We start from the raw sequence: 26,057 nt of genomic DNA on the forward strand, positions 1-26,057 counted from the left end.
GAGGCCGGCTCATCCACCGCAAAACTTCAGGCTACGGATGCAACGCCCTCTCAGCCTCAATCAGCAATTCATCGATCGAGTGGTGAAGAGGGTCGAACTCAACCTGCCCAATGCAGAACCGAATGTCATAACCGCGACGCATCGTGGCATTGCGTTCGTCGAGGATTTCTTCGAGCCGCGCCTTGATCGCGCTCAGCTCTACAGCGCTTGAACCCGTCAACAAAGCGACAAATTCGTCATCGCCCAGCCGACCGATCACATCGCTTTCGCGAAAGGCGATGCGCAGCACGTCGGCGAAGGTTTTCAGCGCATCGTCACCCTCGGCACGACCGTACAGATAGTTGATGTGCTTGAAGTTATCGAGGTCGAAAAACAGCAATGTGGCCGGTATTTCCAGGCGCTGACAGGTTTCCAGCCCCAATTGGGCCAGTGATGTGAAGCCGTGGCGATTGGAGAGCAGCGTCAGCTCATCCATGCTCGCCATGGTCACGCCGATCACTTCCTGCTCGGCCTGGCGCGCCCTGTCACGCAGTACTTCACGTGCCTGTTGCGGCGAAAGCGAAGGGTCTGCGCCAGCGCCATGTTTAACCGGTTTGCCTGGGATCAGCATCACTTACTCCAGTGGCGGATATGTACTTTAGAGTCGTCCCGACCCGCTTTGACTCCCTGCTAACAGACCGCCGGTCAACTACCGGCTACCGGACAAGGCCCGCCTGCCTCTGCCCAGTGCTTGAATTGAGCCACGAAAATGTCGTGCGGCACCGGCACTGGCGCCCTTCCCTCACCCGGATTCCAGCCCCACAGCACCAGTTTGTCGTCGCTGACATGTTTGATCAGCGCCGCGAAATCCCGGTCACCGTTGCTGCTGCGATCCTTGATCATCGCGCACAGTTTGTCGGCCGGCAGCCCGATCCAGGCCATTTTGTGCGCCGCGGGCGGCAGGCTCCAGTGCGGAGCACCCGGCGGCGCATGCGGGCCGTAACTGGCCGGCGGGTTTCTTTCGGCGTGGCACGTGGCGCAGGGCAAACCCGCCGCGCCCTTGCCGTCCATGCCCCGAACCACGTTCATCGCATGGGGTAGCCCGGCGTCAAACTGCAACGGCGAATCACCGGGGATGTGGCAGTTCTGGCAACGCGGGCTCTGGAAGACTTTTTGCACGGTATCGAAAGCCTTCAATGCTTCCTTGTCTTCAGCGAACAGGTCCGAGGCGTAGGCCGTCAGGCCGATCAGCACCACCGCACCCAGCACAAGATGTCGTTTCATCTCACACCCCCGACAGTTGCAAGGGTAATTCGCGCAACCGTTGCCCGGTCAGGGCGAACACGGCGTTGGCCACGGCCGGTGCCGTCGGCGGTACGCCAGCCTCGCCGATGCCACCGGGTTTATCGGTGCTGGGCACAATGTGCACTTCGACCACCGGCATCTCATTGAGCCGCAACACTTGATAGTCGTGGTAATTGGACTGTTGCACCTCGCCGTTCTTGAAGGTCAGCTTGCTGTGCAAGGTAAACCCGAGGCCAAAGGTGATGGCCGATTCCATTTGCGCCGCGATGCTCATCGGGTTGACCGCAATCCCGCAGTCCACCGCGCAGACCACCCGGTGCACGCGGATCGACAGGTTGTCCTGGGACACCTCGGCGACCTGCGCGACGTAGCTGCCGAAAGACTCATGCACCGCAACACCCAGCGCATGGCCGTCCGGCAAAGGCGCTGTCCAGTTGGCTTTTTCGACGGCCAGGTTCAACACCCCCAGATGCCGCGGATGCGCCTTGAGCAGGGTTCGTCGGTACTCCACCGGATCCTTGCCAGCCGCCTCGGCCAGCTCGTCGATCAGCGACTCCATCACGAACGCAGTGTGGGTATGCCCGACCGAACGCAGCCACAGCACGGTGATGCCGGTTTTCGGCGAATGCAGTTCCACCTGATGGTTGATCATCCCCGCCAGATAAGGACTGTCGGCAACGCCTTCGACCGACGTTTTGTCGATGCCGTCCTTGACCATGGTCGCCTCCAGCATGGTGCCGGCCATGATCGACTGCCCGACCATCATGTGCTTCCACGCCATCGGCATCCCGTCAGCATCCAGCCCGACGCGCGCCTGGTGCAGGAACGCCGAGCGGTAGTAGCCGCCGCGAATGTCATCTTCCCGCGACCACACGGTTTTCACCGGCCCGCCCGCCGCTTTTGCAACCTCCACGGCCTCAGCGACAAAGTCCGAAGTCGGATTGGCCCGACGGCCGAAACCGCCGCCCAGGAACTCGGTATGAATCTCGACCTGTTCGGGTTTGAGCCCGGTGATTTTGCCCGCGATCATTTGATCGAGGGTTTGAAACTGCGTGCCGGTCCAGATCTCGCATTTGTCCTGGGTGATCTTGACCGTGCAATTGAGCGGTTCCATCGGTGCATGAGCCAGGTACGGCACGCTGTACTCGACGTCGATGGATTTTGCCGCTTTGGATAATGCCGCCTCGGCATCGCCCGCCTTGCTCGCCGGGGCGCCAGGGGTGGCCGCGAGTTTGCGGAAGCTCTCCAGCAGGTTCTGACTATCGAGAGCGGCGTTCGGCCCCAGATCCCAATCGACCTTGAGCGCATCGCGCCCCAGCTTCGCCGCCCAATAATGATCGGCAATCACTGCAACGCCGGTCGGCACTTGCACCACTTTGTGCACGCCCGGTATCTCCAGCGCTTCGGCACCCTCAAAGGATTTGACGTGACCACCCAATACCGGCGAACGCGCGACCATAGCGGTCATCAGGCCGTCGAACTGCACGTCCATGCCGAACTTGGCGCGGCCGGTGATTTTCTCGGGTGTGTCCAGGCGCTTGGTGGGTTTGCCGATGACCTTCCAGTCCTTGGCCTCCTTGAATTTTATCGACGCTGGGTCCGGCACCGGCAATTTGCCGGCGTCATCGGCCAGTTCGCCGTACGTGACGCGGTTGTCGCCAGCAATGACCACGCCCGATTCGGTACGAATGCTCGACGGCGCGACGTTGAAGCGCTTGGCCGCGGCATCGACCAGCATCAAACGCGCCGCTGCGCCGGCCTGGCGATAGCGGTCGAACTCCATCCAGGTCGAGGTTGAACCGCCGGTGATCTGCATCCCGCCAAACCCGGCCAACCCGTAATCGGCGGCCGATGCGGGTGAGTGCTCGACACGGATTTTCGACCAGTCGGCGTCGAGTTCTTCGGCGATCAGCATGGTCAGGCCGGTCCAGATACCCTGGCCCATTTCGGAATGGCCGAGCAGCACGGTGACGCTGTTGTCGTTACCGATGCGTAAAAATGCATTGGGCGCGAAGACGTTGCCCTGATTCTCCGCCCCCATGGCAAAACGATGGGCGCCGGGGATGGCAAACGCGACCACCAGCCCACCGCCCAGTAATGCGCTGCCCTTGAGGAAACCCCGGCGCGATAACGGATTGATGCTGTTCATGGCGAGCTACCTCAACCGATCTCGGCGGCGCGTTTGACCGCGGCACGAATCCTTGGGTAAGTGCCGCAACGGCAGATGTTGCCGGAGAGCGCCTGGTCGATGTCGCTGTCGGTGGGCTTGGGAATCTTCGCCAGTAATGCCGCCGCCGACATGATCTGCCCGGACTGGCAATAGCCGCACTGGACCACATCGAGTTCGGCCCAGGCCTGTTGCACCGGGTGCGAACCATCGGTGGAAAGGCCTTCGATGGTAAGGATTTTTTGCCCATGGGCCACGGCCGTGGCCGGTGTGATGCAGGAGCGTAATGGCGCGCCGTCGACGTGCACGGTGCAGGCGCCGCACTGGGCCATGCCGCAACCGAATTTGGTGCCGGTCAGGTGCGCGACGTCACGCAGGACCCAGAGCAACGGCATGTCCGCGGGGACGTCCAGCTCCTGATCCTTGCCATTGATGTTCAAGGTCAGCATGGCGAATTTCCTCAGACTCACGGTGTTCTGAAGAGGCGTTACGCTGTAGACGACGTTGTTTTCCTGTAGGAGCGAAGCTTGCTCGTGAAGAACGATGACGCGGTATGCCTGAAATGACGCTTTCACGAGCAAGCTTCGCTCCTGCAAAGGCTCGACGGTCTAAGCGCGCCTCGGGTTATCCCTACAGCTAAGCGCAAAATACCGGGCGAGACCGGTTCATCGACCACCGGTCGCACAGACTGCCAAGAAACGGTAGGAGCGAGCTTGCTCGCAATGGTCTGAAGGACGCCGCATTTATCCAGACAACACGCGTTATCGTTAGCGACCGTTGCGAGCAAGCTCGCGCCTACAGTGGCATCAGCCTGTTAGAAGTCAGTGGACACCGACACCTCACGCCAAACCTTCAACTCATCAGCGACAAAGCTGTTTTTCGCTTCAATCGCTGCAACGCAATCACTGCCCAGCGGTAAGCGCAGTGGCGCATTTGCCGCTTCCACCAGGGTGATCATGACCTCGGCGAGTTTGTCCGGATCACCCGGCTGGTTGAGGGTCACGGCCTTGGCGATCTTGCGCACTTCGCCTGCAGTGCTGTCGTAGTCGGCAATCGAAGACGGCGACTCGACCAGCGAATTGCCTTCGAGGAATTCGGTGCGAAAGTAACCCGGCTCGACAATCGTCACCTTGATGCCCAGCGGCGCCAGCTCGGCGTGCAAGGCCTCGCTCAAGCCTTCAACGGCAAATTTGGTCGAGCAGTAGACGCCGAAACCCGGCCCCGACCGATAACCGCCCACCGACGACAGGTTGATCACATGCCCGCTGCGAGCGGCGCGCATGTGTGGCAGGACGGCGCGGGTTACGTTCAGCAGACCGAAGACGTTGGTTTCGTACACGCGTCGCACTTCATCGGCGCTGGCTTCTTCCACCGCGCCCAGCAAGCCGAAACCGGCGTTGTTGACCAGCACGTCGATGCGTCCGAAGTGCTCAATGGCTGCCTGGGCGACCGCAATGCCTTGTGCTTCGTCGGTCACGTCCAGGCTGGTAGCCAGTAAACCGGGTTGCTCGCCAAATCGCTGAACAATGCTGCGGGCGTCACGTGCGGTGGCAACCACGGCGTCACCATTGGCCAGCGCGGCGGCAGCGATTTTTGCGCCGATGCCACGGGAAGCGCCCGTGATCAGCCAGATACGTTTGAAGGCGTTGGAAGTGGTCATGAGCGTGTTTCCTTGTGTGCAGTGGGGGTAGGCACAAGGTACGCAGGAGGATTGCCCGGAAAAATACCCTCGTGGTACAAGCACTATGAAACGCTCTTTCATAATGGCGCCCGCAATGAACCACGATCCATTCGACGGCTTGACCGAGTTTCTGGCGGTGGCCGAGCACAAAAGTTTCACCCTCGCCGCCACCCGCCTGGCGGTGACCCCCACCGCCGTCAGCCATGCGATCAAATTGCTTGAGCGCCGCACCGGCGTGTTGCTGTTCCAACGCACCACACGCCGGGTGGCGTTGACCGAGGCCGGCGCCAGTCTGTTTGCCCGCTTGCGTCCTGCGGCCAGCGAGATCGATGAAGCGCTGATGGGGCTCAGCGGCTTTCGCGATCAGCCGATGGGCACGTTGCGTCTCACCGCGCCGCGGTTGTCCGGGGCTTTGTTGATGGAGCCGTTGATCCCGCTGTTTCGCGAGGCGTACCCGCAAGTCACCCTCGACATTTCCCTCGACGATGCCACGGTGGACCTGATGGCCGGCGGCTTCGATGCCGGGATTCGACTGGGCGAGTCCATCGAAAAAGACATGGTCGCGGTGCGTCTCACCCCCGACCTGCAATGGTCGGTGGTCGGCGCTCCGGGCTATTTCGCCAAGGCGGGTAAACCGGCGACCCCTGAAGACCTGACCCGCCATCAATGCATCGGCTTTCGCTTCTCGACCTCGGGCAGCGCGCACCGCTGGGAGTTTCGCCGCGAGGGGCGCGACTTTACCGTGGGCGTCGAGGGCGGCGTGATCGTCAACGACCGGCGCCTGCTGGTGGCGGTGGCTCGCAGCGGTTCGGGGCTGGCGTATGCGTGTGATCTGGAGATTGCCGACGAGTTGGCGGACGGCCGGTTGGAACGGGTGCTGGAGCCGTTTGTGCCGCTCAGTTCGGCCCTGTACCTGTACTTTCCCAGCCGCACCCAGACTCAGCCGAAGCTGCGCGCCTTTATCGACCTGGCAACGCGCTGGATCGCCGAACAGGGAGGCCTTAAACCCTCGGCTTGAGCAAAATGTCGGTGTAGCGCACCAGGAACAGCCCGAACGCGGCACACCAGAACAGCGCGGACAGCGCCAGTCCGGCCCCGGAAAACGGCACCAGAAACACCCGGCACAGGCCGGCGATCAACAGCAGGAAAAACCCGGCCACAATCGTTTTCGACGGCTGCAACAACCGCCCGGTGTGACCGAGGCTGACCCGGGCAATCATCGCCAGGATCAAACCGCCGATCCCGCCGACGGCCAACGAATGCGTGGCCAGGCTCTGTTGCGGCATTGCCCCCGCGTGCCATAGCGCCATCGCCAATGTAGCAATCGCCAGCCACGCATACGCCAGATACAACGACCACAGCAGCGGCACCCGCCAGATCCCCCGGTCATGCCAGCGCCACAGGCGCAGCAGGTGCAAGCCGCCGATCACTAGAAACAGCGCCGCGAGCCACCCTCGGGGAATGTCGTTCAAACCGCCGGCAAACGAAACGGCGGCCAGCAAACTGCCTGCCAGCAGCAACCTGAATGGCAGCGGATGGACCGGGTTGGGCGCAGGACGATTCAAACCGCGCTGAATAAAAAACGGAATGACGCGCCCGCCAATCACACTCATCAACGCGCCGATCAGCCACACGGCCGCGAGCACACCGTGCCGTTGCAGGCCGATGTCATCAGTGGAAATCCCCCATAGAGTCAGGGCCTGGGTCGCAGCCAGCAGCGCGACGACCAGCAGAATCGGATAATTGTCGCGTTTGCCGGCGGCCACCAGGTCTCGGCCCAGCACCCATGCCAGCAACGGCAGAAAAGGTATTTGCAGCGCAATCAAGGCAACTGCGGGGATTGGCATCAGCCATGCCAGGCGCGCCAGCAGCCATACCAGCAGCAGACCGATCAAAGGCCAACCGTTGAGCCCCGTGCGCCCGGTCCAGTTCGGCACCGCCGTCAGCAGGAATCCGGCGATGATCGCCGCTGCGAACCCGAACGGCATCTCATGCCGATGCCAGCTCAGCATGCCGCCAACCGGTTGCGCACCGGGCAAGCGCCCGTACAACCAAACGGCCCAGACCGCCACAGCGATGGCCGCGAAACCAGCGCCGACCAGGAAGAACGGACGGAATCCGAGACTGAAAACCGGTGCTCCAGCGAGCTGGCGCATCAAACCACCACCTTGACAGAGTGGGTACCCAACCAATGCTGGGCCAGCAGCCGCATGACGTAGCCGATCTTGATCAGGGTCGGGCCGATGATGGTCATGGCATGCATCGAAACCAGCGCCACGATCGGCAAATGTCCGGCGTAAAGATAAGCGCCGTAGATCCCTGCCAGCAGCAGCGCGAGGCCGGCGCCCAGGACGTTGCTCGACAGGTGCAGGACGTTCTGAGGATTGCTGAAGTATGCGAACATTTTTTCGTACTCCTGAATCAGACCAGTTGTACGTTTTCTGTTTCAGGTTTCGTGCCAGGTTTGTCATACCTGTAAATCAATGGGTTAGAGCGTTAGCAGTCAATTTGACCCACCCCGAAAATAGTCACTATGACATCAAAAGGAGTCATATTGACTTCACGCATATTTATGGCGCCTAAAAGCAAACCAATATCATTTGCACACATCCAATCCTTTTGTTTTAATCGCGACCAATTCTTATTCGCACCGCAGGCGCTCGTCGCCCAGGGACACGTGCTCACGATGATGGTCGTCGATTCTTCCAGCGTTCAGAACCTCTACGTCACTCATCACCGTTGGTTGCATGAGCTTCTGCGCCGTCGGCTGAGCAACGCGTTCGATGCCGCCGACCTTGCCCATGACACCTTCATCCGGGTGCTCAAGCGCCCGCAAGTGTTCGACTGCGAAACTCGCGAACGCTCCTACCTGGCCACCATCGCCCGGGGCTTGTGCATCGATCACTGGCGCCGTCGGCAACTCGAACTGGCATGGCTGGAGACGCTGGCCTCGCGCCCGCAAGCCGTTCAACCGTCGCCGGAGCAACGGGCGATCATCGTCGAAACCCTGTACGAAGTGGACGCCATGCTGCTGCGCCTGCCCAAGAAGGTGCGCGACGCGTTCATTCTCGCCCAGTTGCACGGCCTGCCCTACCGCGCCATCGCCGAAGAAATCGGCGTGTGCGAGCGCATGGTGAAAAAGTACCTGGCGCAAGCGCTGATGCACTGCGCGATGCTCGAAGCCGAGCTTGACGGCCTGTTGATCGAGTAAGCGCATGCCATCTGTCGCCTCCAATTCCATCAGCCATGCCAGCCTCGAACAGGCAGCGCAATGGTATGTGCAGCTCAACGATCAGCAGGTCGGCGAACACGAGCGTCAGCGCTGGCAAGCCTGGCTGGCGCAAAGTGGCGACCATCAGGCGGCCTGGCGTTATGTCGAGCGCGTCGGCCAGCGTTTCGCCGCGTTGCAGGATGATCAGCCGCAGGCTGCCGGCCTGGTGCTGCGCAACACCGCGCGCTCGCCGATCACCCGCCGGCAGACGATAAAGAGCTTGCTCATCCTGGCCTCGGGCGGGCTGCTGGGCTGGAATGCCTGGCGCGAAACGTCGCTGCCGGACGCCTTGGGCCGCTGGACTGCCGACCTTTCTACCGGCACCGGCGAAACCCGCGAAAGCCTGCTCAGCGACGGCAGCCGGATCTGGCTCAATGCCCTGAGCGCATTGAATGTGCGTTTCGACACCACGCAACGCCTGCTGCTGTTGAGTACCGGGGAAGTGTTGATCGACACCGCCAAGGACAGCAGCCGACCGTTTCTGGTGCAAACCGCCCAGGGCCGGATGCGCGCGCTCGGCACGCGCTTCAGTGTGCGCCAGGAAGAACAACAGACGTTGCTCAACGTCTACGAAGGCGCGGTCGAAGTCCGAACCACTCAGGGCCAGGTGCAAGTGGTCGAGGCCGGACGCCAATTGGCGTTCACGCAAAGCCACATCCCGCCCTCCTCGGAGGCGACGGCTGGCCGCGAAGCCTGGCGCCGCGGTCTATTGCTGGCGGATAACCTGCCGCTGGGCCAGTTGATCGAAGAGTTGAGCCGCTACCGTCACGGGCATCTGGCCTGCGACCCTGCCATCGCCGGGTTGCCGGTCATGGGTTCGTTCCCGCTCAAGAACACCGATCAGGCCTTGCGCCTGCTGGAAGCGGCGCTACCGATACGCGTGGAGAAAACCCTGGCGTGGTGGGTCAGTGTCGGTCCGAAAGCGTGAGCCAAAAACTTTTTGGCGCCGCAGTTCCCTTTTGCGTTTCTCGTTCGGTTAACCCTGTGAAGCCTTTCAATTGCCGTTCGATTTGATTCCAGGGAACACCCCTTTGCGCAACGCCATCTTTCGCACTCGCTCTGCCTTGCGACCGCTGGCCCTGGCCCTTCCGGTCGCATTGCTCAGCCTTGCTTCGACGCAGGCCCACGCCGAAACATCCGCCGCCAGTGAACAGTCAGGCAGCCACACGCGTTATTACGCAATCGCTGCCGGTTCGCTGGTGAGCGTACTGAACAGCTTCGCCGAACAGGCGGGGATTTTCCTCGCCGGGCATAACGATCTGGCCAGTGATAAACGCAGCCCCGGCCTTGATGGCGAGTTCACCGAGCTGCAGGGGTTGCAGCAACTGCTACAGGGCAGCGGCTTGCAGGCCCAGCCTCAGGGCGATCGTGGTTACGTGCTCAAAGCTGTCCCGGAGGGTCCTCTGGAACTGGGCGCCACCAACATTTCCGGTCAGGCGCTGGGCGCTATCACCGAAGACACCCACGCCTACACCACCGGGTCGACCGCTTCAGCCACCGGCCTGCCACTGTCCCTGCGGGAAACGCCACAGTCGGTGACGGTCATCACCCGCCAGCAACTGGACGATCAGGGCTCCACCAGCATCGCCGATGCCCTGCGTCGCGTGCCCGGTATCAGCGTGCAGAACTACGACAGCGAACGCTGGGAGTTTTCCAGTCGTGGCCTGCCGATCACCAACTTCCAGTACGACGGCGTCAACACCGACTACGACGGCGTCTACGATTACGGCACCACCAGCACCGACATGGTGACCTTCGACCGCGTCGAAATCATCAAGGGCGCGACCGGCCTGATGACCGGCTCGGGCGATCCATCGGCCACCGTCAACCTGATCCGCAAACGTCCCACCAAAGCGTTCAAGGCCTCGATCACCGGCGCCGTCGGTTCCTGGGACAACTATCGCAGCACCGCCGATGTTGCCGGCCCGCTGACCGAGAGCGGCAACCTGCGCGGACGTTTCGTCGGGGCGTATCAGGACCGCAGCGCCTACATGGACAACTACCGCAACACCCGGGACATTGCCTACGGCATCCTCGAAGCCGACCTGACGCCGGAGACCCTGCTGACCGTCGGTATCGACCAGCAGAACACCCGCTCCCGCGGCGCCAGCTGGACCGGCTTCCCGATGTACAACAGCGACGGCTCGCGCACGCGTTTTTCCCGTTCGTTCAACCCGGCCACCGACTGGAGTCGTCGCGACTTCACCAACCAGACGCTCTTCGCCTCGGTGGAGCAGCAACTGGCCAACGACTGGAAACTCAAGGTCAGCTACGATCGCAGACACCGCCAGCACGACACCTTCCTCGCCTCGGCCAGCGGCGGTAACCCGGACCCGGTCAGCGGCAACGGCATGTTCATGTACATGGGCCAGTTCAAGGGCGATCAGGTGCAGGACAACCTCGACGTCAACTTCACCGGCCCGTTCCGCCTGCTCGGTCGCGAGCACGAGTTGATCGCCGGTTTCATGTCGATGAACACCCGTCAGGACATCCCGGTGCAGGGGTCTGTCTACCCGCCCGTCGACGGCAGCATCTACGACTGGCGCGGCGAGTTCCCGAAACCGGACATCGCCAAGGTGGGCGACAACGACATCGTCCAGCGCCAGACCGGTGCCTACCTCGCCACGCGACTCAAACCCACCGACAACCTGGCGGTCATCCTCGGCACCCGCGTGAGTCAGTTCAAGGCCAACGATGACCTGGCCTACAGCGACCCGAACACCCCGGACCTGCACGACAGCTACCACCAGACCGGCGTGGCCACACCGTACGCCGGACTGGTTTATGACCTCGATGACACGTACTCGGTGTACACCAGCTACACCAGCATTTATCAGCCGCAGATGAGCAAGGATGCCCAGCGCAAGTTGCTCGACCCGGTAGAAGGCGACAGCTACGAAGCGGGGATCAAGGCCGAATACTTTGGCGGCCGTCTGAACGCCAGTTTCGCCGTGTTCCGTATCGAGCAGGACAACCTGGCCGAGTACGTCAGCGGCGTCGATAGCGAGTCGGTGTACCGTGCGGTGCAAGGCGCGACCACCCAAGGCTTTGAGCTCGAACTGGCCGGCGAAGTGATGGACGGCTGGAACCTGTCGGCCGGCTACAGCTACAACCACACCCGCGATGCCAAGGGCGATCACGTCTACGGTTCGATCCTGCAAACCACCGCACCGGAACAAGTGGTTCGGGTGTTCAGCACTTATCGCCTGTCGGGCGCGCTGGAAAAACTTACTGTCGGTGGCGGCGTGAACTGGCAGAGCGAATTCTTCGGCAACGTGTTCCAGCCCAACCCCAATGACACGGTCAACTTCGGCCAGTCCTCGACGATCACCCAGCAAAGCTACGCCCTGGTGGACGTCATGGCGCGCTACCGCTTCAACGATCACTTGAGCACGACGCTGAACGTGAAGAACCTCTTCGACAAGACCTATTACACCGGGCTCGGCAACTTCGGCACTGGGTTCTATGGCGAACCGCGCAGCCTGCAACTGACGACCCGCTGGGATTTCTGACCGACGATTTGGCGATCTACGGTACTCCCGCGAGCCCCTGGGCTGGCTACGCTGAAAGTTCAGCATCGGCCACCCGCCTACAGGAGCACCGTCATGCAACGCGTTCAAAAACTCACACCCTGCCTGTGGTTCGACCATCAGGCCGAAGAGGCCGCGAAGTATTACTGCGCGATCTTCGATCATTCAAAAATCACCGCCATCACCCACTACGGCAAGGCCGGCCAGGAAGTCCACGGTCAACCTGAAGGCTCGGTCCTGACGGTCAGTTTCGAACTCGACGGGCAAAGCTTCACGGGCCTCAACGGTGGCCCGACCTTCACGTTCAACGAAGCGATTTCGTTTCAGGTCAATTGCCAGACCCAGGAAGAAGTCGACCATTTCTGGGGGCGCCTGTCGGCGGGCGGCCCTGTCGAGGCCCAGCAATGTGGCTGGGTCAAGGACAAGTTCGGCGTGTCGTGGCAGATCGTGCCCATCGCGCTGATGGACATGCTGAAAAGCCCCGACACGGTGAAATCCCAGCGCGCCATGGCCGCGATGATGCAGATGAAAAAACTCGACATCGCGGCGCTGCAACGAGCCTTTGACGGCGAGAGCTAATACACTCTGACGCTGACCTGCCGAGGACACCGACGATGAAGCCCACCGCTGCCAAAGACGCTGACAAGGCCCCGCGCTTCTGGCGCGATGACGCCCTGCCCTTCATCGAAGCCCGCTCCATCGCCGACGGCCGTGAGGTCTGTTACACCCGGCATGCTCACGAGCATTTTTCCATCGGTGCGATTACCGCCGGGCGCAGTACCTATATCCACGAACAATCGGCGTTTGAGGTCAGCGCCGGCACGGTGGTGCTGATGAATCCCGGCGATGTCCACGCCTGCAACCCGATCGACGACCAACCGTGGTCGTATTTGATGTTGTATGTCGATACGCCGTGGCTCACCGATTTGCAGCATCAGCTCGGTTTCAGCAGCGACCTGGCGTTTCGGCGGTTTTCCACCACCCACACGGATGACGCCAGCCTGTTTGCCGGCCTGAAGGGGCTGTATGAGGTGTTGGTCGACACTGAGCAAGATGTGCTGGGCAAACACAGCGCCGCGGTCGAGTTTTTCACCGAGGTGCAGCAACGGCTCAACCCCGGCGATCAACCGCTGCGCGAGCCCAATTTCAAACTGGAACGCGCGGCGGATTACATCCGCGACCACTGCACGCAACTGCTCAAGCTCGAAGACATTTGCGAAGCCGCGCAACTGTCGCCGTCGTACCTGATCCGCGCCTTCAAACAGCATTACGGCATGACGCCCCACGCCTTTCTGGTCAATCGGCGCATCCAGTTCGCCCAGGATCGACTGCGCAGCGGCCAGCTGATCGCCGACGTGGCACTGGAAGCGGGGTTTGCCGATCAGGCGCATTTTCAGCGGGTGTTCAAACAGCATTTGGCGGCTACGCCGGGGCAGTATCGTGGTTGAGGCGAGCACATATTTCCTGCGGCTAACAAGCCACTGTGGCCAGCACAAAACCCTGTCAGCATCCCGCTAAGGCAGTAGCAGATAAACCGCACTCACCGCCAGCAACGCCGCCATGATCCGGTTGAACAATCGCATCCCCGCCGGGTTGTTCAGGTAACCGCGCAAAAAGGTCCCGGCGTACGCCCAGCAGCCGACGGACAGGTAGCAGATCACCAGATACACCGCAGCGAACTCCCAGACCAGCCGCGCCTCGCCATCCGCGACAAACGCTCCCATGCCCGCCACGCAGGCCAGCCAGGCTTTCGGGTTGAGCCATTGCATCACCGCGCCGTACAACATCGACGGTGCCCGTGCCGAATCCTTGGCATCGAGCTGACCGTTATCCGCCGCCAGTTTCCACGCCATGAACAACAGAAACGCCACGCCGGCCAGTTGCACCACCCGCGTCAGCGCTGGCCATAGCTGCAACACCTCGTGCAGTCCCAGCCCCATCAGCACCAGCAACAACACAAAACCCAGCGTCGCCCCGGCCACGTGGCGTTGACTGGCGCGAAAACCGAACTGCGCGCCGGAACTCAACGCCACAATGTTTACCGGCCCCGGCGTGATCGATGCCACCAGCGCAAACGCTGCCATCGAAATAATCAGACTCATTGCGTACCTTCTTCAATTCAGTTGAACCAGCGCTCAAGGTAAAGAGCGCTCTGGCCCGCGTATTGAAGAAAACTACCCACTGACGGGGATGGTTAAACACTGCCCCTTGTGGGACCGGGCCTGCCCGCCATGAGCCTGAGGGCGACGCGATTAATCAGGAAGTTCGCGTTATCGTTAACGTTTATCGCAAGCAAGCTCGCTCCTACAGGAGGTTGTGGTTCTCAGGAGTACGCGCCGACCACCCGCTTCACTTTGATCAAGGCTTGTCGAAGCGAATCCATGTCCACCGACCCCAACGCCAACCGGATCGCATGCGGTACGTGGACAGAGGTCGCAAAAGGTTCGGCGGTGGAGACGGCGACTTGCTCGTGCATCAACTCGACCGCAATCTGGTCCGCTCTGGCATCTTCCGCCAGCGGTAACCAGAGAAAGTACGAAGAGGGATGTGTCATGCAGCGCAGCCCTTTGAGCAGCTCGGCGGCCATGGCTTGGCGGGCCTGCGCGTCCGCGCGCTTTTGCGCTTCCAGTTGGCTGACGGTTCCATCGTCGAGCCATGCGCAGGCAATCGCCGTCATCACGCCGGGGGTATTCCAGGTGGTTGCCCTGATTGCACGCTCCAGCGCCGGCATTTTCTCGACTGGGGCGGCAACGAAACCGACGCGCAGTCCCGTGGCGACATTCTTGGAGAATCCGGACACGTAGACGGTCCGTTCCGGCGCCAATTCAGCTAGCGGTGCCGGAGCGTCTTCGACCAGGAAGGCGTAGGCGGCGTCTTCAATGATCAACAGATCATGCTGGCGCGCAATCGACACGAACTGGTTGCGCCATTGCGCATCCATCACCCAGCCCAGAGGATTGTGCAGCGTCGGCATGGTGTAGACAGCCCGCACCGACCGGCGCCGGCAAAGCGCTTGCAACGCTTCGAGATCAGGCCCGGTCTCCGTGGCGGGAATGGGCACGATTTCCAGGTGCAGCGATTCAGCCAGCACCTTGAAACCGGTGTAGGTCAACGCATCCGCCGCGATCACATCACCCGGTTTGAGCAGCGCCATCATCGTCACCGCCAATCCGTGCTGGGCACCACTGACGATCAACACCTGTTCGGCCTGCACGCTCAACCCGCGTGAAGCCAGATGATTGGCGATCGACGCCCGTTCATGCAGGCGCCCGGCATGGGGCTGATAGCGCAGATGGGATTCGAGGTCGCCGGATAACGCGAGCTGACGCAGGGCCGTGCGCAACAGGTCGGCCTGACCGGGTAATGACGGGTAGTTGAAGTTGAGATCGGCCATGCCCACGGCAACCACGTGCTGGCTGACGCCCTGACCGGGCGGGAGCGATGTCTCCCTGACGAACGTGCCCCGCCCCGTTTCACCACTGACCAGCCCCATCGCCTCAAGCTCTGCGTAAACACGGCTGGCGGTGACCAGCGCCAACCCGTGCTCAGCGGCGAGCTGCCGATGGGTGGGCAGGCGCGTACCGGGCGGCAACTGTCCTGAACGGATGTCTGCGGCAAAAGTGTCGACCAGCGACTTGTAGCGCAAGCGAGGCATAGAGGATGTATCCATGACAATTTTTTGATTGTCTTAATACTCGGCCATACGATGCGTTCAAGGCAACCCGCCGCATCAACCTCTGTCGAGTGACCTCAATGGAACGCGTATCGAATCTGAACACCCAGCCTCGGGAAAACACCACCAGCGGCTGGCTTAACGGGCTGATCGGCGTGGTGATCTTCAGCGGCTCGCTGCCCGCCACGCGGGTCGCGGTGCTGGAGTTCGATCCGGTTTTCCTGACGGTTGCCCGAGCCACCATCGCCGGCGTGCTGGCGCTGTGCATGCTCTGGCTGTTCAAGGAAAAACGCCCGGTGCGAAGCCAGTTGCTACCGCTGATCATTGTGGCGATGGGCGTTGTGGTCGGGTTTCCGCTGTTGACGGCGCTGGCGCTGCAATACGTGACGTCGGCGCATTCGATTGTCTTCGTGGGTCTGTTGCCGCTGGCGACGGCCGTGTTTGGTGTGGTGCGCGGTGGCGAGCGGCCCCGGCCGGTGTTCTGGTTTTTCTCGATATTGGGCAGTTTGCTGGTGGTGGGATTTGCCGCGTCCCAAGGACTGACCGCCTCGCCTGAGGGCGACCTGCTGATGCTGGCGGCGATCCTGGCCTGCGGCCTCGGTTATGCCGAAGGGGCGAAGCTGTCCCGGACACTCGGTGGCTGGCAGGTGATTTGCTGGGCGCTGGTGTTGTCACTGCCGGTGATGGCGTTGTTGAGCTTTTGGCTCACGCCCGTTTCGTTTTCGGGGATCAGCATGCCTGCGTGGTTTAGCCTGGGTTATGTGTCGCTGTTCAGCATGTTGATCGGGTTTGTGTTCTGGTATCGCGGGCTGGCGCAGGGCGGGATTGCGGCGGTGGGGCAGTTGCAACTGTTGCAGCCTTTTTTTGGCTTGGCGCTGGCAGCGACGCTGCTGCACGAGCAGGTCAGCATTGGGATGCTGGCGGTGACTGTGGCGGTGATTCTGTGCGTGGCTGGCGCGAAGAGGTTCGCGAAGAAGTAGTCAATACGAGTAGAAGGCTTACTGCCGAAGACGTCATTACGGCTACTACCGCTTCGCCAGCAAGCCGGCTCCTACAGATCCTCGGCGTCCACAAACCATCGGCACAATCCAATCCCGTAGGAGCCGGCTTGCTGGCGATAACGGTGGGTCAGTCGACAGATTTATCGCCTGAATGGACGCCATCGCCAGCCAGCCGGCTCCTACAGATCCTCGGCGTCCACGAACCATCGGCACAATCCAATCCCGTAGGAGCCGGCTTGCTGGCGATAGCGATGGGTCAGCCGACAGATTTATCGCCTGAATGGACGCCATCGCCAGCCAGCCGGCGCCTACAGGTCCTCGGCGTCCACGAACCATCGGCACAATCCAATCCCGTAGGAGCCGGCTTGCTGGCGATAGCGGTGGGTCAGTCGACAGATTTATCGCCTGAATGGACGCCATCGCCAGCCAGCCGGCGCCTACAGGTCCGCGGCGCCCACAAACCATCGGCACAATCCAATCCCGTAGGAGCCGGCTTGCTGGCGATAGCGGTGGGTCAGTCGACAGATTTATCGCCTGAATGGACGCCATCGCCAGCCAGCCGGCGCCTACAGATCCTCGGCGTCCACGAACCGTCGGCATAATCCAATCCCGTAGGAGCCGGCTTGCTGGCGATAGCGGTGGGTCAGTCGACAGATTTATCGCCTGAATGGACGCCATCGCCAGCAAGCCGGCGCCTACAGTATTGTGGGTGTCCTTGCTAATTGCCGGAGCAGTATTAGCTGCCGACTGTACGGGTCAAGCCCCACGGCACCTGTGGTAAAAACATCGCTCTCGTTACCGGAGCCGAATCATGGACCTCGCCACCCTCTCCCTCTTTCTCCCGGCCTGCTTCGCCCTGAACATGGCCCCCGGCCCGAACAACCTGCTGTCGGTCAGCAACTCGACGCGTTACGGCTATCGCACGGCGTGTGTGGCAGGGATTGGTCGGCTGCTGGCGTTCGCCGGGATGATCGCCCTCGCCTCCGCGGGGCTGGCAGTGGTGCTGCAAACCTCGGAGCTGTTGTTCTACGGGATCAAGATTGTCGGCGCGGCTTACCTGTTCTACCTCGCGTGGCAATTGTGGCGCGCCGATCCGGGGACGGAGAACGTTGAGACCGGCGCGCCAGCGGGGATGCTGCCCCTGGCGCGACAGGAGTTTCTGGTGGCCGCCGGCAACCCGAAAGCGATTCTGATCTTCACCGCGTTCCTGCCCCAGTTCGTTGATCCGGGCGAGGCCGTGACGCCGCAATTCGCGGTGCTGGGCGCACTGTTCCTGATGCTGGAATGGATCGCCATCGGCGCCTACGCCTACATGGGCCTGCACATGCGCCGCTGGTTCGCCAAGCCGCGGGGCAAGCGGATTTTCAACCGGTGCTGCGCGGGGTTGTTGTCGGCGGCAGCTTCGGTGCTGCTGATGGCGCGTCGCGCCTGATACAGGGTTTGACTGACTACCGGAGAAGTGCAGACTGGCGGGCATCCCGTCACCATGACTCGAGCCCTTCGAATGAACCGTAACGTGATCTACGCCCTCGGCGCTGCGGCGCTGTTTGGGGCAAGTACGCCACTGGCCAAGGCGTTGGGCCTGAACCTTTCGCCGATCCTGCTGGCAGGGTTGCTGTACCTGGGCAGCGGTCTTGGCCTGGCGCTCGCCAGATTGATCCGGGACCGCCGCTGGCAGCCCAGCGGCCTTGAATGGTCAGAGTGGCCATGGCTGATCGGCGCCATTACGTTCGGTGGCATCATCGGCCCCGTAGCACTGATGTTCGGCCTGACCCTGACCTCCGGCGCCACGGCCTCGCTGTTGCTCAACCTTGAATCGGTACTGACCGCCGTATTGGCCTGGGTAGTGTTCAAGGAGAACGCCGACCGCCGCATTGTCGCCGGCATGCTCGCCATCGTGCTCGGTGGTTTGCTGCTGGCCTGGCCGCAGAGTTCGGCACACTCACAGGGCTGGGTCGGCCCCTTGCTGGTCGCTCTGGCCTGTGCCTGCTGGGCGATCGATAACAATCTGACGCGTAAAGTCTCCGCGTCGGACGCCCTGTTCATCGCAGGCATCAAGGGTTTGGTCGCCGGTGTGGTGAACTGTTTTCTGGCGCTAGTGCTGGGCGCAAAGCTGGCGCAAGCGACGGTGCTGGTTCCTGTGTTGCTCGTAGGTTTCCTCGGGTATGGCGTCAGTCTGGTGCTGTTTGTTCTAGCGTTGCGCGGATTGGGCACTGCGCGCACCGGTGCCTATTTTGCCACTGCGCCTTTCCTTGGCGCAGCGATTGCAATCCTGCTGCTGGGCGAACCCGTGACGGTTACTTTCTGGGCCGCTTCGCTGCTGATGGGCTTGGGAGTCTGGATTCATCTCACTGAACACCACGCCCACGAGCATCAACATGTGGCACTTGCGCATCGTCATCGGCACGTTCACGACGAGCATCATCAGCATGAGCATTCGTTCCAGTGGGACGGCACCGAGCCTCACAGTCATGAGCACGAGCACACGCCAATGCGCCACGCACACCCACACTTTCCGGACATTCATCACCGGCATAAGCATTAGCGCCGCGTAACGTGCATTGGCACATTGAAACTGATGACGAATGCCTGGAATTCTCTGTCGATTTTCCGGTGGAGGCCTGAGGCGGCGCGCCCTATGCTCAACCCATGAACCTACAAAACGCGATGCTTCCGCCCCACGCCGAGATGGTCCGCGCCATGCTCGAACGAGACACCACCTACGAGGGGGTGTTTTTTACGGCGGTCAAAACCACCGGCATCTTTTGCCGCCCCAGTTGCACAGCGCGCAAACCAAAACCGGAGAACGTCGAGTTCTTCGCCCATGCCGATGACTGCCTGTCCGCCGGCTACCGCGCCTGCTTGCGGTGTAAACCGCTGGACGCGGCCGCCATCGCACCGGACTGGGTGCAGAAACTGCTCCAGTCGGTGGACGCCGATCCCGACTTGCGCTGGACCGACGCCCAGTTGCTGGCCGAGGGTATCGAGCCGCTGAAACTGCGGCGCTGGTTCAAGCAGCATTTCGGCATGACCTTCCACGCGTGGCTGCGCACCCGACGCCTGGGCATGGCACTGGGCGGGATCAGACAGGGCGATTCCATCGACAGCGTGGCGTTCGATTCCGGTTACGAATCCCTCAGCGGGTTTCGCGATGCCTTTCAAAAATCCTTTCACATCACCCCCGGCCGTGCGGCCAACAGCGAGCCCTTGCTGTTCACGCGCCTGACCACGCCGCTGGGACCGATGATTGCCATGGCCGAACGGCGCGGGCTGGTGCTGCTGGAGTTTCTTGACCGGCCGGCGCTGACCCGGGAAGTCGAAGCCCTGCAGAACCGTCATGGCTATGCCGTGGCACCCGGGCACAACGCGCACCTTCAGCAAATCGAAACAGAGTTGGCCCAGTATTTCGCCGGCAAACTGACCGAGTTCAAGGTGCCGCTGCACTTGCCCGGCACCGAGTTCTCCCGGCAGGTCTGGGCCGAGCTGGCGAAAATCCCCTACGGCCAGACCAGTACCTACGGCACCATCGCCGCGCGGCTGGGCAAACCGGGTGCCAGCCGCGCCGTGGGCCTGGCGAACGGGCACAACCGGATTTCGATTGTCCTGCCCTGCCACCGGGTGATCGGTGCGGACGGCTCCTTGACGGGCTATGGTGGAGGACAACCACGCAAGGCGTTTCTGCTCAGGCTGGAAAACGCGGCGGTGCAGGTCACACGACAACTCGCGTTCTGACTCTCGGTGTTTTCATAAGGAAGGAAATTCGATGGACACGCTCGACCAGCAATTCCACAGACTGCATCAGGACGGCCTGCTGATTCTCACCAACGTCGCCGACGCCGCCGGAGCGCGCATCGTCGAGCAACTGGGCTGCAAAGCCATTGCCACCAGCAGTGCGGCAGTCGCCTGGGCTCACGGTTACGCGGACGGCAATGCCCTGCCCCTCGAACGCCTGGTCTCGACCGTCGAGTCCATCGCTCGCGTGATTTCGCTGCCGCTGAGCGTGGACATCGAGGCCGGCTATTCCGATGACCTGGCTCGGGTTGCCGAAGTGATCGATGCGGTGATCGCTGCCGGTGCCGTCGGGATCAATATCGAAGACGGTGCGTCTCCGCCGGAACTGCTGGCCCGCAAGATCGAAGTCGCCCGCCAGGTCGCCGAGCGCCGCGAGGTGAAGTTGTTCATCAACGCCCGTACCGATGTGTACCTCAAGGGGCTGGTGCCGGCCGAAGACCGCGTTGCGGAAACGCTCAAACGTGCGGCGCTGTATCACGCGGCCGGTGCTGACGGGCTGTTCGCGGCCGGCGCATCGGCCGAGTACGAAATTGCGGCGCTGTGCCATGGCACCCCACTGCCGGTGAACGTACTGGGGCTGCCGGGGTTGCCGTCGCCTGAAGCGTTGAAAGCGCTGGGCGTTCGCCGTCTGAGCGCCGGTTCCGGTATCGCCGAGTTTCTTTATGGCGCGATGGCTGGCCTGGCGAAAAGTTTTCTGGAAACCGGCAAACTCGATAGCAGCCACCTCAAGGCGTTCACCTATGGGGAAGTGAACGCACTGCTCAAACCTGCGGTGAACGCTTGACCGACCCTTACTTGCCGGCGACGGCGTTTCTCGCGGCCATGGATGACGACTGGGCGCGCCACATCGCCGCCATAGGCCCCTGCCTGCACCAGCCGCATGCCGCTCGAGATCCGTATGAATCGCTGGTGCGGGCGATTGCCTACCAGCAACTGCACGCCAAAGCCGGGGATGCGATTGTCGGGCGGCTTCTGGCGTTGTTTCCTTCGACGGCGTTTCCACGTCCTGAGCAGATTCTGGCGAGCGGGTTTGATCAACTGCGCGGGTGCGGTTTTTCCGCGAGCAAGATTGCGACCATTCAGGGCATCGCTCAGGCGGCGCTGGACGGTGTGGTGCCGGATTATGCGACGGCATTGGCGATGGACGATGAGGCGTTGATCGAGCGGTTGATCACGTTGCGCGGGGTTGGGCGCTGGACGGTTGAGATGCTGTTGATCTACAGCCTGGAGCGGCCGGATATTTTACCGGCCGATGACTTCGGGGTGCGCGAGGGGTATCGGCGGTTGAAGGGGTTGGAGGTGCAGCCGACGCGCAAGCAGATGGTGGAGATCGGGTTGGGGTGGAGCCCTTATCGGACGGTGGCTTCCTGGTATTTGTGGCGGATGACCAAGTAGACCGAGTCATCGTTCATCGCGGGCAAGTCGAAGGGGCCAGCCCATTCACCACACATCCAGAGCCACCGGCACACGCACCTCAAGTTATGAAGCCCTATGCCGATAAACCCTGTAGGAAACTATTGGTACTCAGCATGGAGCCGCTATGACCGTCATCTCTTCAATCTCTTCCTTGCCGCCACTGGCGGTCGCCAGGATGGCTGCCATCCAGCCCGCCGTGGGTACTACCACCGACTCGACAGCCGCCCTGTCCTCCCCCGCATCGATTGTCAACTTGCATCAAGATAACAAGATCATCGATGCGCAGACTTACACCTCCCGGGGTGTCATTGCCGAGCCTGATGCTCCGCTTGCCTGGGAATACACGCAGCCTGACAAAGTGTCGTTTCGCATGGGGGGCAACTTCGCAAGTGCTTCAGCCAGCAGCCGGTTCCGGGGACTGGGTGAGACACTGCTCCTGCAACTGGCGCAATCCAACCAGAACATCTCCCAATCGGTCATTCGCTCATCGACCGGGCAGACGCTCGAGCCTGCAGAGTTGGCGGCAGCCCAAGCCAGGATTCACAGTGGCGTTGCAGACAACAGCATCAACCTGACCCTGAAAACAGCCAGCGGAAAAACCGTCGAGATAACCCTGTCCAGTCAGGATAACGCGCTGGCGGTGCAGGCTCAGGTCCAGGGTGGCGACCTCAGTAAAGAAGAACTTGCCGCACTTGGCGCCATGGCCGAAGGGTTTGAATCGGCCATCCAGGGCCTCAGCGCCGTTCCACCGCAACTCAAGCTGGATGCGCTGGCTCAGTTCGACACTGACGTGTTTTCCTCGGTCGACCTGATCACACGGTTCAAGCTCGACGATGACAGTACGCAGCGCCTTGAGCTGCATGCCGACGCAAGCCAGCGCCAGGTGCGCATGAGCGGTGCGGCAGGCGATTTCGACCTGTCCGTGGACCTGAAAAACGCCGCCATCCTCGGCGACAGCAATCAGAAAGCCAAGGCGCTCGCCAGCTACCTGCGTCAAATAGAAGCGGCGCGCGATCGAGGCGACGGCGACCGGAATCTGCTGTCGATGTTCGAGAGTGCATTCAAGACCGTGCACCGCAGCTACCCGCAAAACCGCGCGGCAAGTGGGCCGCAGGCCTCCACCGCCATCAAGCTGACAGACACCGACCGCAGCGTTCTCAGCGGCCTCGCCGATTTCAGCGCGACGGTCACCGAGAAGACCGTAAACGGCAATCCCGCGCGGCCTGGCGAACTCGACTCGTTCAACTATCGCTTATCGCAGGCCACGCAATCCAAAGGTCAGGATCAGCTCAATCGCAAGATCGTCCAGAATCAGCAATCGCATCTGACCGCCCACTACCATAAGCCACTGTATGCCGGACAAAAGCTGGAATTGACGACTGACCCACAATCCCAGAACTATCAGTACTACCAGATCGACGATCAGGCCAGCAGCACAAGCAGCATCGGCTATGTCAAAGGTAAGTTGGTCGAAGCGTCCGTCAGCCATTCGGCTAGCCAGTCCACGCGCATATCCAAGTATGTGATGGGGCATCTGGAGGAAGATAACGTGACACCGGTCTCGTCCTCGAAGACGCAAAATCTCCTCGGTCTTCTGCAACAGGCCCTGCAAGAAGACAGACTGGCGAAACAGGAGCTGGGTACGTCAAACGCCTTTGCCGCTATCCAGGACACGGTGATGTTGGTTGGCAGCCCGATGGAGATTAAAGGCTGACCCGAAAACCGATACCGGCCCGGAAAGTCGTTGCGTCAGTTTGTCGCAAGTTATGAGTAATCCTTTGACGCGTATAATCGCTCCCCTTCGCTAAACCGGCATGCATCAAAGACGCCCTGTTCGAGGTTGATTATCCGTTCGGGCTCATCAAAAGGTCTGTAGAACATGAGTGTTTCGTTGACCCGCCGCCAGGTGGTTACAGGTATCGGCTTGTTCAGCCTTGGCCTCCTCGCCGGCTGTGACAATAGCGTCAGCCTGTCGTACAAATACGGCAAGGACCTGAGCGACAAGATCCTCGGACGGACATTCAAGCTGAAGGACTCTGAAGGCAACCTCACAACGCTCTCGAGCTTTCGTGGTTTGATGCCGATGATTTTCTTCGGCTTCACCCAGTGCCCGGCGGTATGTCCCACCGCCCTGGCTCGCGCAGTACAAATCAAGAAGCTGATGGGAAAAGACGGGGATACTCTCCAGGTCGTCTTCATCACGCTGGACCCGGAACGGGATACGCCCGCGGTGCTGGATGCCTACGTCAAAACGTTTGATCCCTCATTTGTCGCGCTCCACGGGACACTCGAGGAAACGGCGGAAACGGCCAAGGAGTTCGGGGTGTTCTATGAGAAAATCCCGAGCGGCTCCACCTACACACTCTCCCATACAGCGACCAGCTTTGTGTATGACACAAGGGGCAGGTTGCGCGTCGGACTTTCCCCCTCCCTTTCTGCACAAGAGTGTACGGAAGACTTGAAAACCGTTATGGAAGTCTGCTGATGAATTCGAATGCCATTAAAACCGCCATCAATGTGCGCGTCCAAACAGCTGTCCTGGGCCTTTTTCTGCTGGGAACGGCGCTTCAGGTTTCAGCCCAGACTCAAGTGGATGACGCCTGGGTACGCGCCACCGTTGCCGGGCAACAAGCAACCGGAGCGTTCATGACGGTCACCGCGAGCAGCGACAGCAAACTGCTAAGCGTGCAAACACCGATCGCTAAAATTGTGCAGATTCACGAGTCGACGATGAAAAACGACGTGATGAGCATGCACCCCGTGGAGTTCGTTGCCTTGCCCGCAGGGACAGCGGTCACTCTGGATCCTCATAGCTATCACGTGATGCTGATCGACCTGGCCGGTCAGGTCAAAGAAGGCGACAAAGTACCGCTGACCTTGACCGTCGAAAACGCCAGTGGTGAAAAAGAGTCCATCACGGTTGAGGCTCAAGCGCGCGCACTGAATATGCCGGATCACAGCAAAATGCATTGATGGCTGGGAGTCATCCGGACATCGGTGGCAGTCAGTGGGACTGCGTTATCGTTCTTCGCGAGCAAGCCCGCTCCCACATTTAACCGAGCGCACCCATGAGAATACGGCCGAATGTGGGAGCGGGCTTGCTCGCGAAGACGGTGTCACATTCAACACATCACCCAGAGCCTGTCACAACCCCGACTTCAACCGACTGAACGCCCGAATCAACGCCCGGTTGAATGCCTTGCCATTGTCATTCTTGCTATACAACGAAGCCCGAACGGCCGCCGACGGATACGTCCCCGGATCATTACGAATCGCCGGGTCGATCAAATCATCCGCCGCCGTGATCGCGTTGGCGTAATGGATCGTGTCGGTAATCGGCGCAATCACTTCCGGCGTCATCAGGTAATCCATCAATGCCAGCCCGGCTTCGGGATGCGGCGCATCCTTGGGAATGACCATGGCATCGAACCAGATCAACGTGCCTTCCTTCGGTATCCGGTAAGTCAACGTGAACGGTTTTTTCGCGGCCTCTGCCTGGCCCGCCGCGATGGCCACGTTGCCGTTCCAGGACATCGCCACACAGGTATTGCCGTTCGCCAGGTCGCTGATGTTCAGGTCATTGTCGAAGTAACGGATGTAAGGCCGGATCTTCGCCAATTGCTGCTCGGCCAGCTTCAGGTCATCGAGGTTCTGCCGGTTGATGTCCAGCCCCATGTACTTCATCACCGCAGCGAACACCTCGTTAGGGTCGTTGAGCAAACTCACCCCACAATCGGCGAATTCAGAGACCACTGCCGGATCGAACAACATCGCCCAGCTGTCGGCTGGCGCCTCTGGCAGGCGCTTTTTGACGGCCTCTTGCTGATAGCCCACACCGGTCGTACCCCAGGCGTAGATCCCGGCGTAACGATTGCCCGGATCGAACACCGCCATGTGCTGGCGGAATTCATCACCGACGCCGGTGAAGTGCGGCAACTGTTGCGGGTTCAACGCTTGAATGGCCCCGCTCTGGATCGCCCGGGACAAATGCTGCCCCGCCGTCAGCACCAGATCGTAGCCACTGCGGCCGGTGAGCAGTTTGGTCTCAACGGTTTCCAGAGAGTCGAAGTGGTCGGCGACCACGTGAATGCCGGTTTTCTTCTCGAAATTGGTCAAGGTATCCGGGGCCAGGTACTCGCCCCAGATGTACAGGTTCACCACCGGTCTGGCGCTGTCGGCGGCCTGCACACACAAGGGTGCAAGCACCAGCAATAACGCTTGAGTCAGTTTGTGCAGGCCCAT

General features: G+C 61.2%; 25 protein-coding genes. 15 read left to right on the plus strand and 10 right to left on the minus strand.

What is annotated here, in order from left to right:
• Positions 1-31: 31 nt before the first annotated feature.
• The 5 genes from PMI01S_RS15355 to PMI01S_RS15375 form a co-directional block, all read right to left on the minus strand.
• On the minus strand, positions 32-610 hold the full coding sequence (locus tag PMI01S_RS15355) for a GGDEF domain-containing protein (RefSeq protein WP_084320833.1): 579 nt from the start codon (positions 608-610) through the stop codon (positions 32-34).
• Between the two features lie 74 nt (positions 611-684).
• A complete protein-coding gene (locus PMI01S_RS15360; protein WP_084320834.1) occupies positions 685-1,263 on the minus strand; it encodes a hypothetical protein in 579 nt (192 codons plus the stop codon).
• Between the two features lies 1 nt (position 1,264).
• The gene (locus PMI01S_RS15365; protein ID WP_084320835.1) at positions 1,265-3,433 is read right to left on the minus strand and encodes a xanthine dehydrogenase family protein molybdopterin-binding subunit; all 2,169 of its coding nucleotides are present in this window, start codon (positions 3,431-3,433) and stop codon (positions 1,265-1,267) included.
• 11 nt (positions 3,434-3,444) lie between these two features.
• Complete coding sequence (locus PMI01S_RS15370) at positions 3,445-3,900, minus strand: (2Fe-2S)-binding protein (protein WP_010459764.1); 456 nt, start codon at positions 3,898-3,900, stop codon at positions 3,445-3,447.
• Between the two features lie 365 nt (positions 3,901-4,265).
• The gene (locus PMI01S_RS15375; protein ID WP_084320836.1) at positions 4,266-5,111 is read right to left on the minus strand and encodes an oxidoreductase; all 846 of its coding nucleotides are present in this window, start codon (positions 5,109-5,111) and stop codon (positions 4,266-4,268) included.
• 115 nt (positions 5,112-5,226) lie between these two features.
• Between PMI01S_RS15375 and PMI01S_RS15380 the strand changes: the two genes are divergently transcribed.
• Complete coding sequence (locus PMI01S_RS15380; RefSeq protein WP_084320837.1) at positions 5,227-6,150, plus strand: LysR family transcriptional regulator; 924 nt, start codon at positions 5,227-5,229, stop codon at positions 6,148-6,150.
• On the opposite strand, the gene PMI01S_RS15385 is transcribed toward PMI01S_RS15380, so the two are convergent.
• Both PMI01S_RS15385 and PMI01S_RS15390 read right to left on the minus strand, forming a co-directional pair.
• Positions 6,134-7,288 carry an NnrS family protein gene (locus PMI01S_RS15385; protein ID WP_084320838.1) on the minus strand — a complete coding sequence of 385 codons (1,155 nt, stop codon included), beginning with the start codon at positions 7,286-7,288 and terminating at the stop codon, positions 6,134-6,136. The genes PMI01S_RS15380 and PMI01S_RS15385 overlap by 17 nt on opposite strands.
• On the minus strand, positions 7,288-7,536 hold the full coding sequence (locus tag PMI01S_RS15390) for a transmembrane sensor/regulator PpyR (RefSeq protein ID WP_084320839.1): 249 nt from the start codon (positions 7,534-7,536) through the stop codon (positions 7,288-7,290). The genes PMI01S_RS15385 and PMI01S_RS15390 overlap by 1 nt, the downstream gene beginning before the upstream one ends.
• 282 nt (positions 7,537-7,818) lie before the next feature.
• Between PMI01S_RS15390 and PMI01S_RS15395 the strand changes: the two genes are divergently transcribed.
• The 5 genes from PMI01S_RS15395 to PMI01S_RS15415 all read left to right on the plus strand — a co-directional run bounded on the left by PMI01S_RS15395 (position 7,819) and on the right by PMI01S_RS15415 (position 13,381).
• The gene (locus tag PMI01S_RS15395) at positions 7,819-8,343 is read left to right on the plus strand and encodes a sigma-70 family RNA polymerase sigma factor (protein WP_084320840.1); all 525 of its coding nucleotides are present in this window, start codon (positions 7,819-7,821) and stop codon (positions 8,341-8,343) included.
• Positions 8,344-8,347: 4 nt separating this feature from the next.
• Entirely contained in the window at positions 8,348-9,331 is a 984-nt protein-coding gene (locus tag PMI01S_RS15400) for a FecR domain-containing protein (protein ID WP_084320841.1), read from the plus strand.
• A 103-nt stretch (positions 9,332-9,434) separates the two neighbouring features.
• Positions 9,435-11,915, plus strand: coding sequence for a TonB-dependent siderophore receptor (locus PMI01S_RS15405; protein ID WP_084320842.1), 2,481 nt, complete (start codon positions 9,435-9,437; stop codon positions 11,913-11,915).
• A 93-nt stretch (positions 11,916-12,008) separates the two neighbouring features.
• The gene (locus PMI01S_RS15410; protein WP_084320843.1) at positions 12,009-12,512 is read left to right on the plus strand and encodes a VOC family protein; all 504 of its coding nucleotides are present in this window, start codon (positions 12,009-12,011) and stop codon (positions 12,510-12,512) included.
• A gap of 35 nt (positions 12,513-12,547) precedes the next feature.
• Complete coding sequence (locus PMI01S_RS15415; RefSeq protein ID WP_084320844.1) at positions 12,548-13,381, plus strand: AraC family transcriptional regulator; 834 nt, start codon at positions 12,548-12,550, stop codon at positions 13,379-13,381.
• Positions 13,382-13,447: 66 nt separating this feature from the next.
• Here the strand turns inward: PMI01S_RS15415 and PMI01S_RS15420 are convergent, their stop codons facing one another.
• Both PMI01S_RS15420 and PMI01S_RS15425 read right to left on the minus strand, forming a co-directional pair.
• The gene (locus PMI01S_RS15420; protein WP_084320845.1) at positions 13,448-14,035 is read right to left on the minus strand and encodes a LysE family translocator; all 588 of its coding nucleotides are present in this window, start codon (positions 14,033-14,035) and stop codon (positions 13,448-13,450) included.
• 221 nt (positions 14,036-14,256) lie between these two features.
• A complete protein-coding gene (locus tag PMI01S_RS15425) occupies positions 14,257-15,588 on the minus strand; it encodes an aminotransferase-like domain-containing protein (protein WP_084320846.1) in 1,332 nt (443 codons plus the stop codon).
• Between the two features lie 98 nt (positions 15,589-15,686).
• Here PMI01S_RS15425 and PMI01S_RS15430 point away from each other — a divergent pair, with 98 nt between their 5' ends.
• The 9 genes from PMI01S_RS15430 (at position 15,687) to PMI01S_RS15470 (ending at position 24,788) form a co-directional block, all read left to right on the plus strand.
• Positions 15,687-16,586, plus strand: a complete 900-nt coding sequence (locus PMI01S_RS15430) for a DMT family transporter (protein WP_084320847.1) — start codon at positions 15,687-15,689, stop codon at positions 16,584-16,586.
• Positions 16,587-17,418: 832 nt separating this feature from the next.
• Positions 17,419-18,039, plus strand: a complete 621-nt coding sequence (locus PMI01S_RS15435; RefSeq protein ID WP_084320848.1) for a LysE family translocator — start codon at positions 17,419-17,421, stop codon at positions 18,037-18,039.
• A 72-nt stretch (positions 18,040-18,111) separates the two neighbouring features.
• Complete coding sequence (locus PMI01S_RS15440) at positions 18,112-19,152, plus strand: DMT family transporter (protein WP_084320849.1); 1,041 nt, start codon at positions 18,112-18,114, stop codon at positions 19,150-19,152.
• 104 nt (positions 19,153-19,256) lie between these two features.
• Positions 19,257-20,339, plus strand: coding sequence for a bifunctional transcriptional activator/DNA repair enzyme AdaA (locus PMI01S_RS15445; RefSeq protein ID WP_084320850.1), 1,083 nt, complete (start codon positions 19,257-19,259; stop codon positions 20,337-20,339).
• A 31-nt stretch (positions 20,340-20,370) separates the two neighbouring features.
• Complete coding sequence (locus PMI01S_RS15450) at positions 20,371-21,183, plus strand: isocitrate lyase/PEP mutase family protein (RefSeq protein ID WP_084320851.1); 813 nt, start codon at positions 20,371-20,373, stop codon at positions 21,181-21,183.
• Entirely contained in the window at positions 21,180-21,794 is a 615-nt protein-coding gene (locus tag PMI01S_RS15455; protein ID WP_084320852.1) for a DNA-3-methyladenine glycosylase family protein, read from the plus strand. The genes PMI01S_RS15450 and PMI01S_RS15455 overlap by 4 nt, the downstream gene beginning before the upstream one ends.
• Positions 21,795-21,939: 145 nt before the next feature.
• On the plus strand, positions 21,940-23,529 hold the full coding sequence (locus PMI01S_RS15460; protein ID WP_084320853.1) for a hypothetical protein: 1,590 nt from the start codon (positions 21,940-21,942) through the stop codon (positions 23,527-23,529).
• Positions 23,530-23,694: 165 nt separating this feature from the next.
• A complete protein-coding gene (locus PMI01S_RS15465; RefSeq protein ID WP_084320854.1) occupies positions 23,695-24,300 on the plus strand; it encodes an SCO family protein in 606 nt (201 codons plus the stop codon).
• Positions 24,300-24,788 (plus strand): copper chaperone PCu(A)C, encoded by a 489-nt coding sequence (locus tag PMI01S_RS15470; RefSeq protein ID WP_084320855.1) that lies wholly within the window; start codon positions 24,300-24,302, stop codon positions 24,786-24,788. Before PMI01S_RS15465 ends, PMI01S_RS15470 begins: the two co-directional genes overlap by 1 nt.
• 171 nt (positions 24,789-24,959) lie before the next feature.
• On the opposite strand, the gene PMI01S_RS15475 is transcribed toward PMI01S_RS15470, so the two are convergent.
• A complete protein-coding gene (locus tag PMI01S_RS15475) occupies positions 24,960-26,057 on the minus strand; it encodes an extracellular solute-binding protein (RefSeq protein ID WP_084320856.1) in 1,098 nt (365 codons plus the stop codon).

It is taken from the genome of Pseudomonas migulae NBRC 103157, assembly GCF_002091715.1.
Taxonomy (GTDB): domain Bacteria; phylum Pseudomonadota; class Gammaproteobacteria; order Pseudomonadales; family Pseudomonadaceae; genus Aquipseudomonas; species Aquipseudomonas migulae_A.

Coding starts and splice junctions, on each gene's coding strand:
- PMI01S_RS15415 (WP_084320844.1), top strand. CDS start 12,548: ATGAAGCCCACCGCTGCCAAAGACGCTGACAAGGCCCCGCGCTTCTGG.
- PMI01S_RS15385 (WP_084320838.1), bottom strand. CDS start 7,288: ATGCGCCAGCTCGCTGGAGCACCGGTTTTCAGTCTCGGATTCCGTCCG.
- PMI01S_RS15410 (WP_084320843.1), top strand. CDS start 12,009: ATGCAACGCGTTCAAAAACTCACACCCTGCCTGTGGTTCGACCATCAG.
- PMI01S_RS15440 (WP_084320849.1), top strand. CDS start 18,112: ATGAACCGTAACGTGATCTACGCCCTCGGCGCTGCGGCGCTGTTTGGG.
- PMI01S_RS15460 (WP_084320853.1), top strand. CDS start 21,940: ATGACCGTCATCTCTTCAATCTCTTCCTTGCCGCCACTGGCGGTCGCC.
- PMI01S_RS15430 (WP_084320847.1), top strand. CDS start 15,687: ATGGAACGCGTATCGAATCTGAACACCCAGCCTCGGGAAAACACCACC.
- PMI01S_RS15465 (WP_084320854.1), top strand. CDS start 23,695: ATGAGTGTTTCGTTGACCCGCCGCCAGGTGGTTACAGGTATCGGCTTG.
- PMI01S_RS15475 (WP_084320856.1), bottom strand. CDS start 26,057: ATGGGCCTGCACAAACTGACTCAAGCGTTATTGCTGGTGCTTGCACCC.
- PMI01S_RS15400 (WP_084320841.1), top strand. CDS start 8,348: ATGCCATCTGTCGCCTCCAATTCCATCAGCCATGCCAGCCTCGAACAG.
- PMI01S_RS15370 (WP_010459764.1), bottom strand. CDS start 3,900: ATGCTGACCTTGAACATCAATGGCAAGGATCAGGAGCTGGACGTCCCC.
- PMI01S_RS15390 (WP_084320839.1), bottom strand. CDS start 7,536: ATGTTCGCATACTTCAGCAATCCTCAGAACGTCCTGCACCTGTCGAGC.
- PMI01S_RS15395 (WP_084320840.1), top strand. CDS start 7,819: ATGATGGTCGTCGATTCTTCCAGCGTTCAGAACCTCTACGTCACTCAT.
- PMI01S_RS15380 (WP_084320837.1), top strand. CDS start 5,227: ATGAACCACGATCCATTCGACGGCTTGACCGAGTTTCTGGCGGTGGCC.
- PMI01S_RS15435 (WP_084320848.1), top strand. CDS start 17,419: ATGGACCTCGCCACCCTCTCCCTCTTTCTCCCGGCCTGCTTCGCCCTG.
- PMI01S_RS15445 (WP_084320850.1), top strand. CDS start 19,257: ATGAACCTACAAAACGCGATGCTTCCGCCCCACGCCGAGATGGTCCGC.
- PMI01S_RS15360 (WP_084320834.1), bottom strand. CDS start 1,263: ATGAAACGACATCTTGTGCTGGGTGCGGTGGTGCTGATCGGCCTGACG.
- PMI01S_RS15365 (WP_084320835.1), bottom strand. CDS start 3,433: ATGAACAGCATCAATCCGTTATCGCGCCGGGGTTTCCTCAAGGGCAGC.
- PMI01S_RS15470 (WP_084320855.1), top strand. CDS start 24,300: ATGAATTCGAATGCCATTAAAACCGCCATCAATGTGCGCGTCCAAACA.
- PMI01S_RS15420 (WP_084320845.1), bottom strand. CDS start 14,035: ATGAGTCTGATTATTTCGATGGCAGCGTTTGCGCTGGTGGCATCGATC.
- PMI01S_RS15425 (WP_084320846.1), bottom strand. CDS start 15,588: ATGCCTCGCTTGCGCTACAAGTCGCTGGTCGACACTTTTGCCGCAGAC.
- PMI01S_RS15375 (WP_084320836.1), bottom strand. CDS start 5,111: ATGACCACTTCCAACGCCTTCAAACGTATCTGGCTGATCACGGGCGCT.
- PMI01S_RS15355 (WP_084320833.1), bottom strand. CDS start 610: ATGCTGATCCCAGGCAAACCGGTTAAACATGGCGCTGGCGCAGACCCT.
- PMI01S_RS15450 (WP_084320851.1), top strand. CDS start 20,371: ATGGACACGCTCGACCAGCAATTCCACAGACTGCATCAGGACGGCCTG.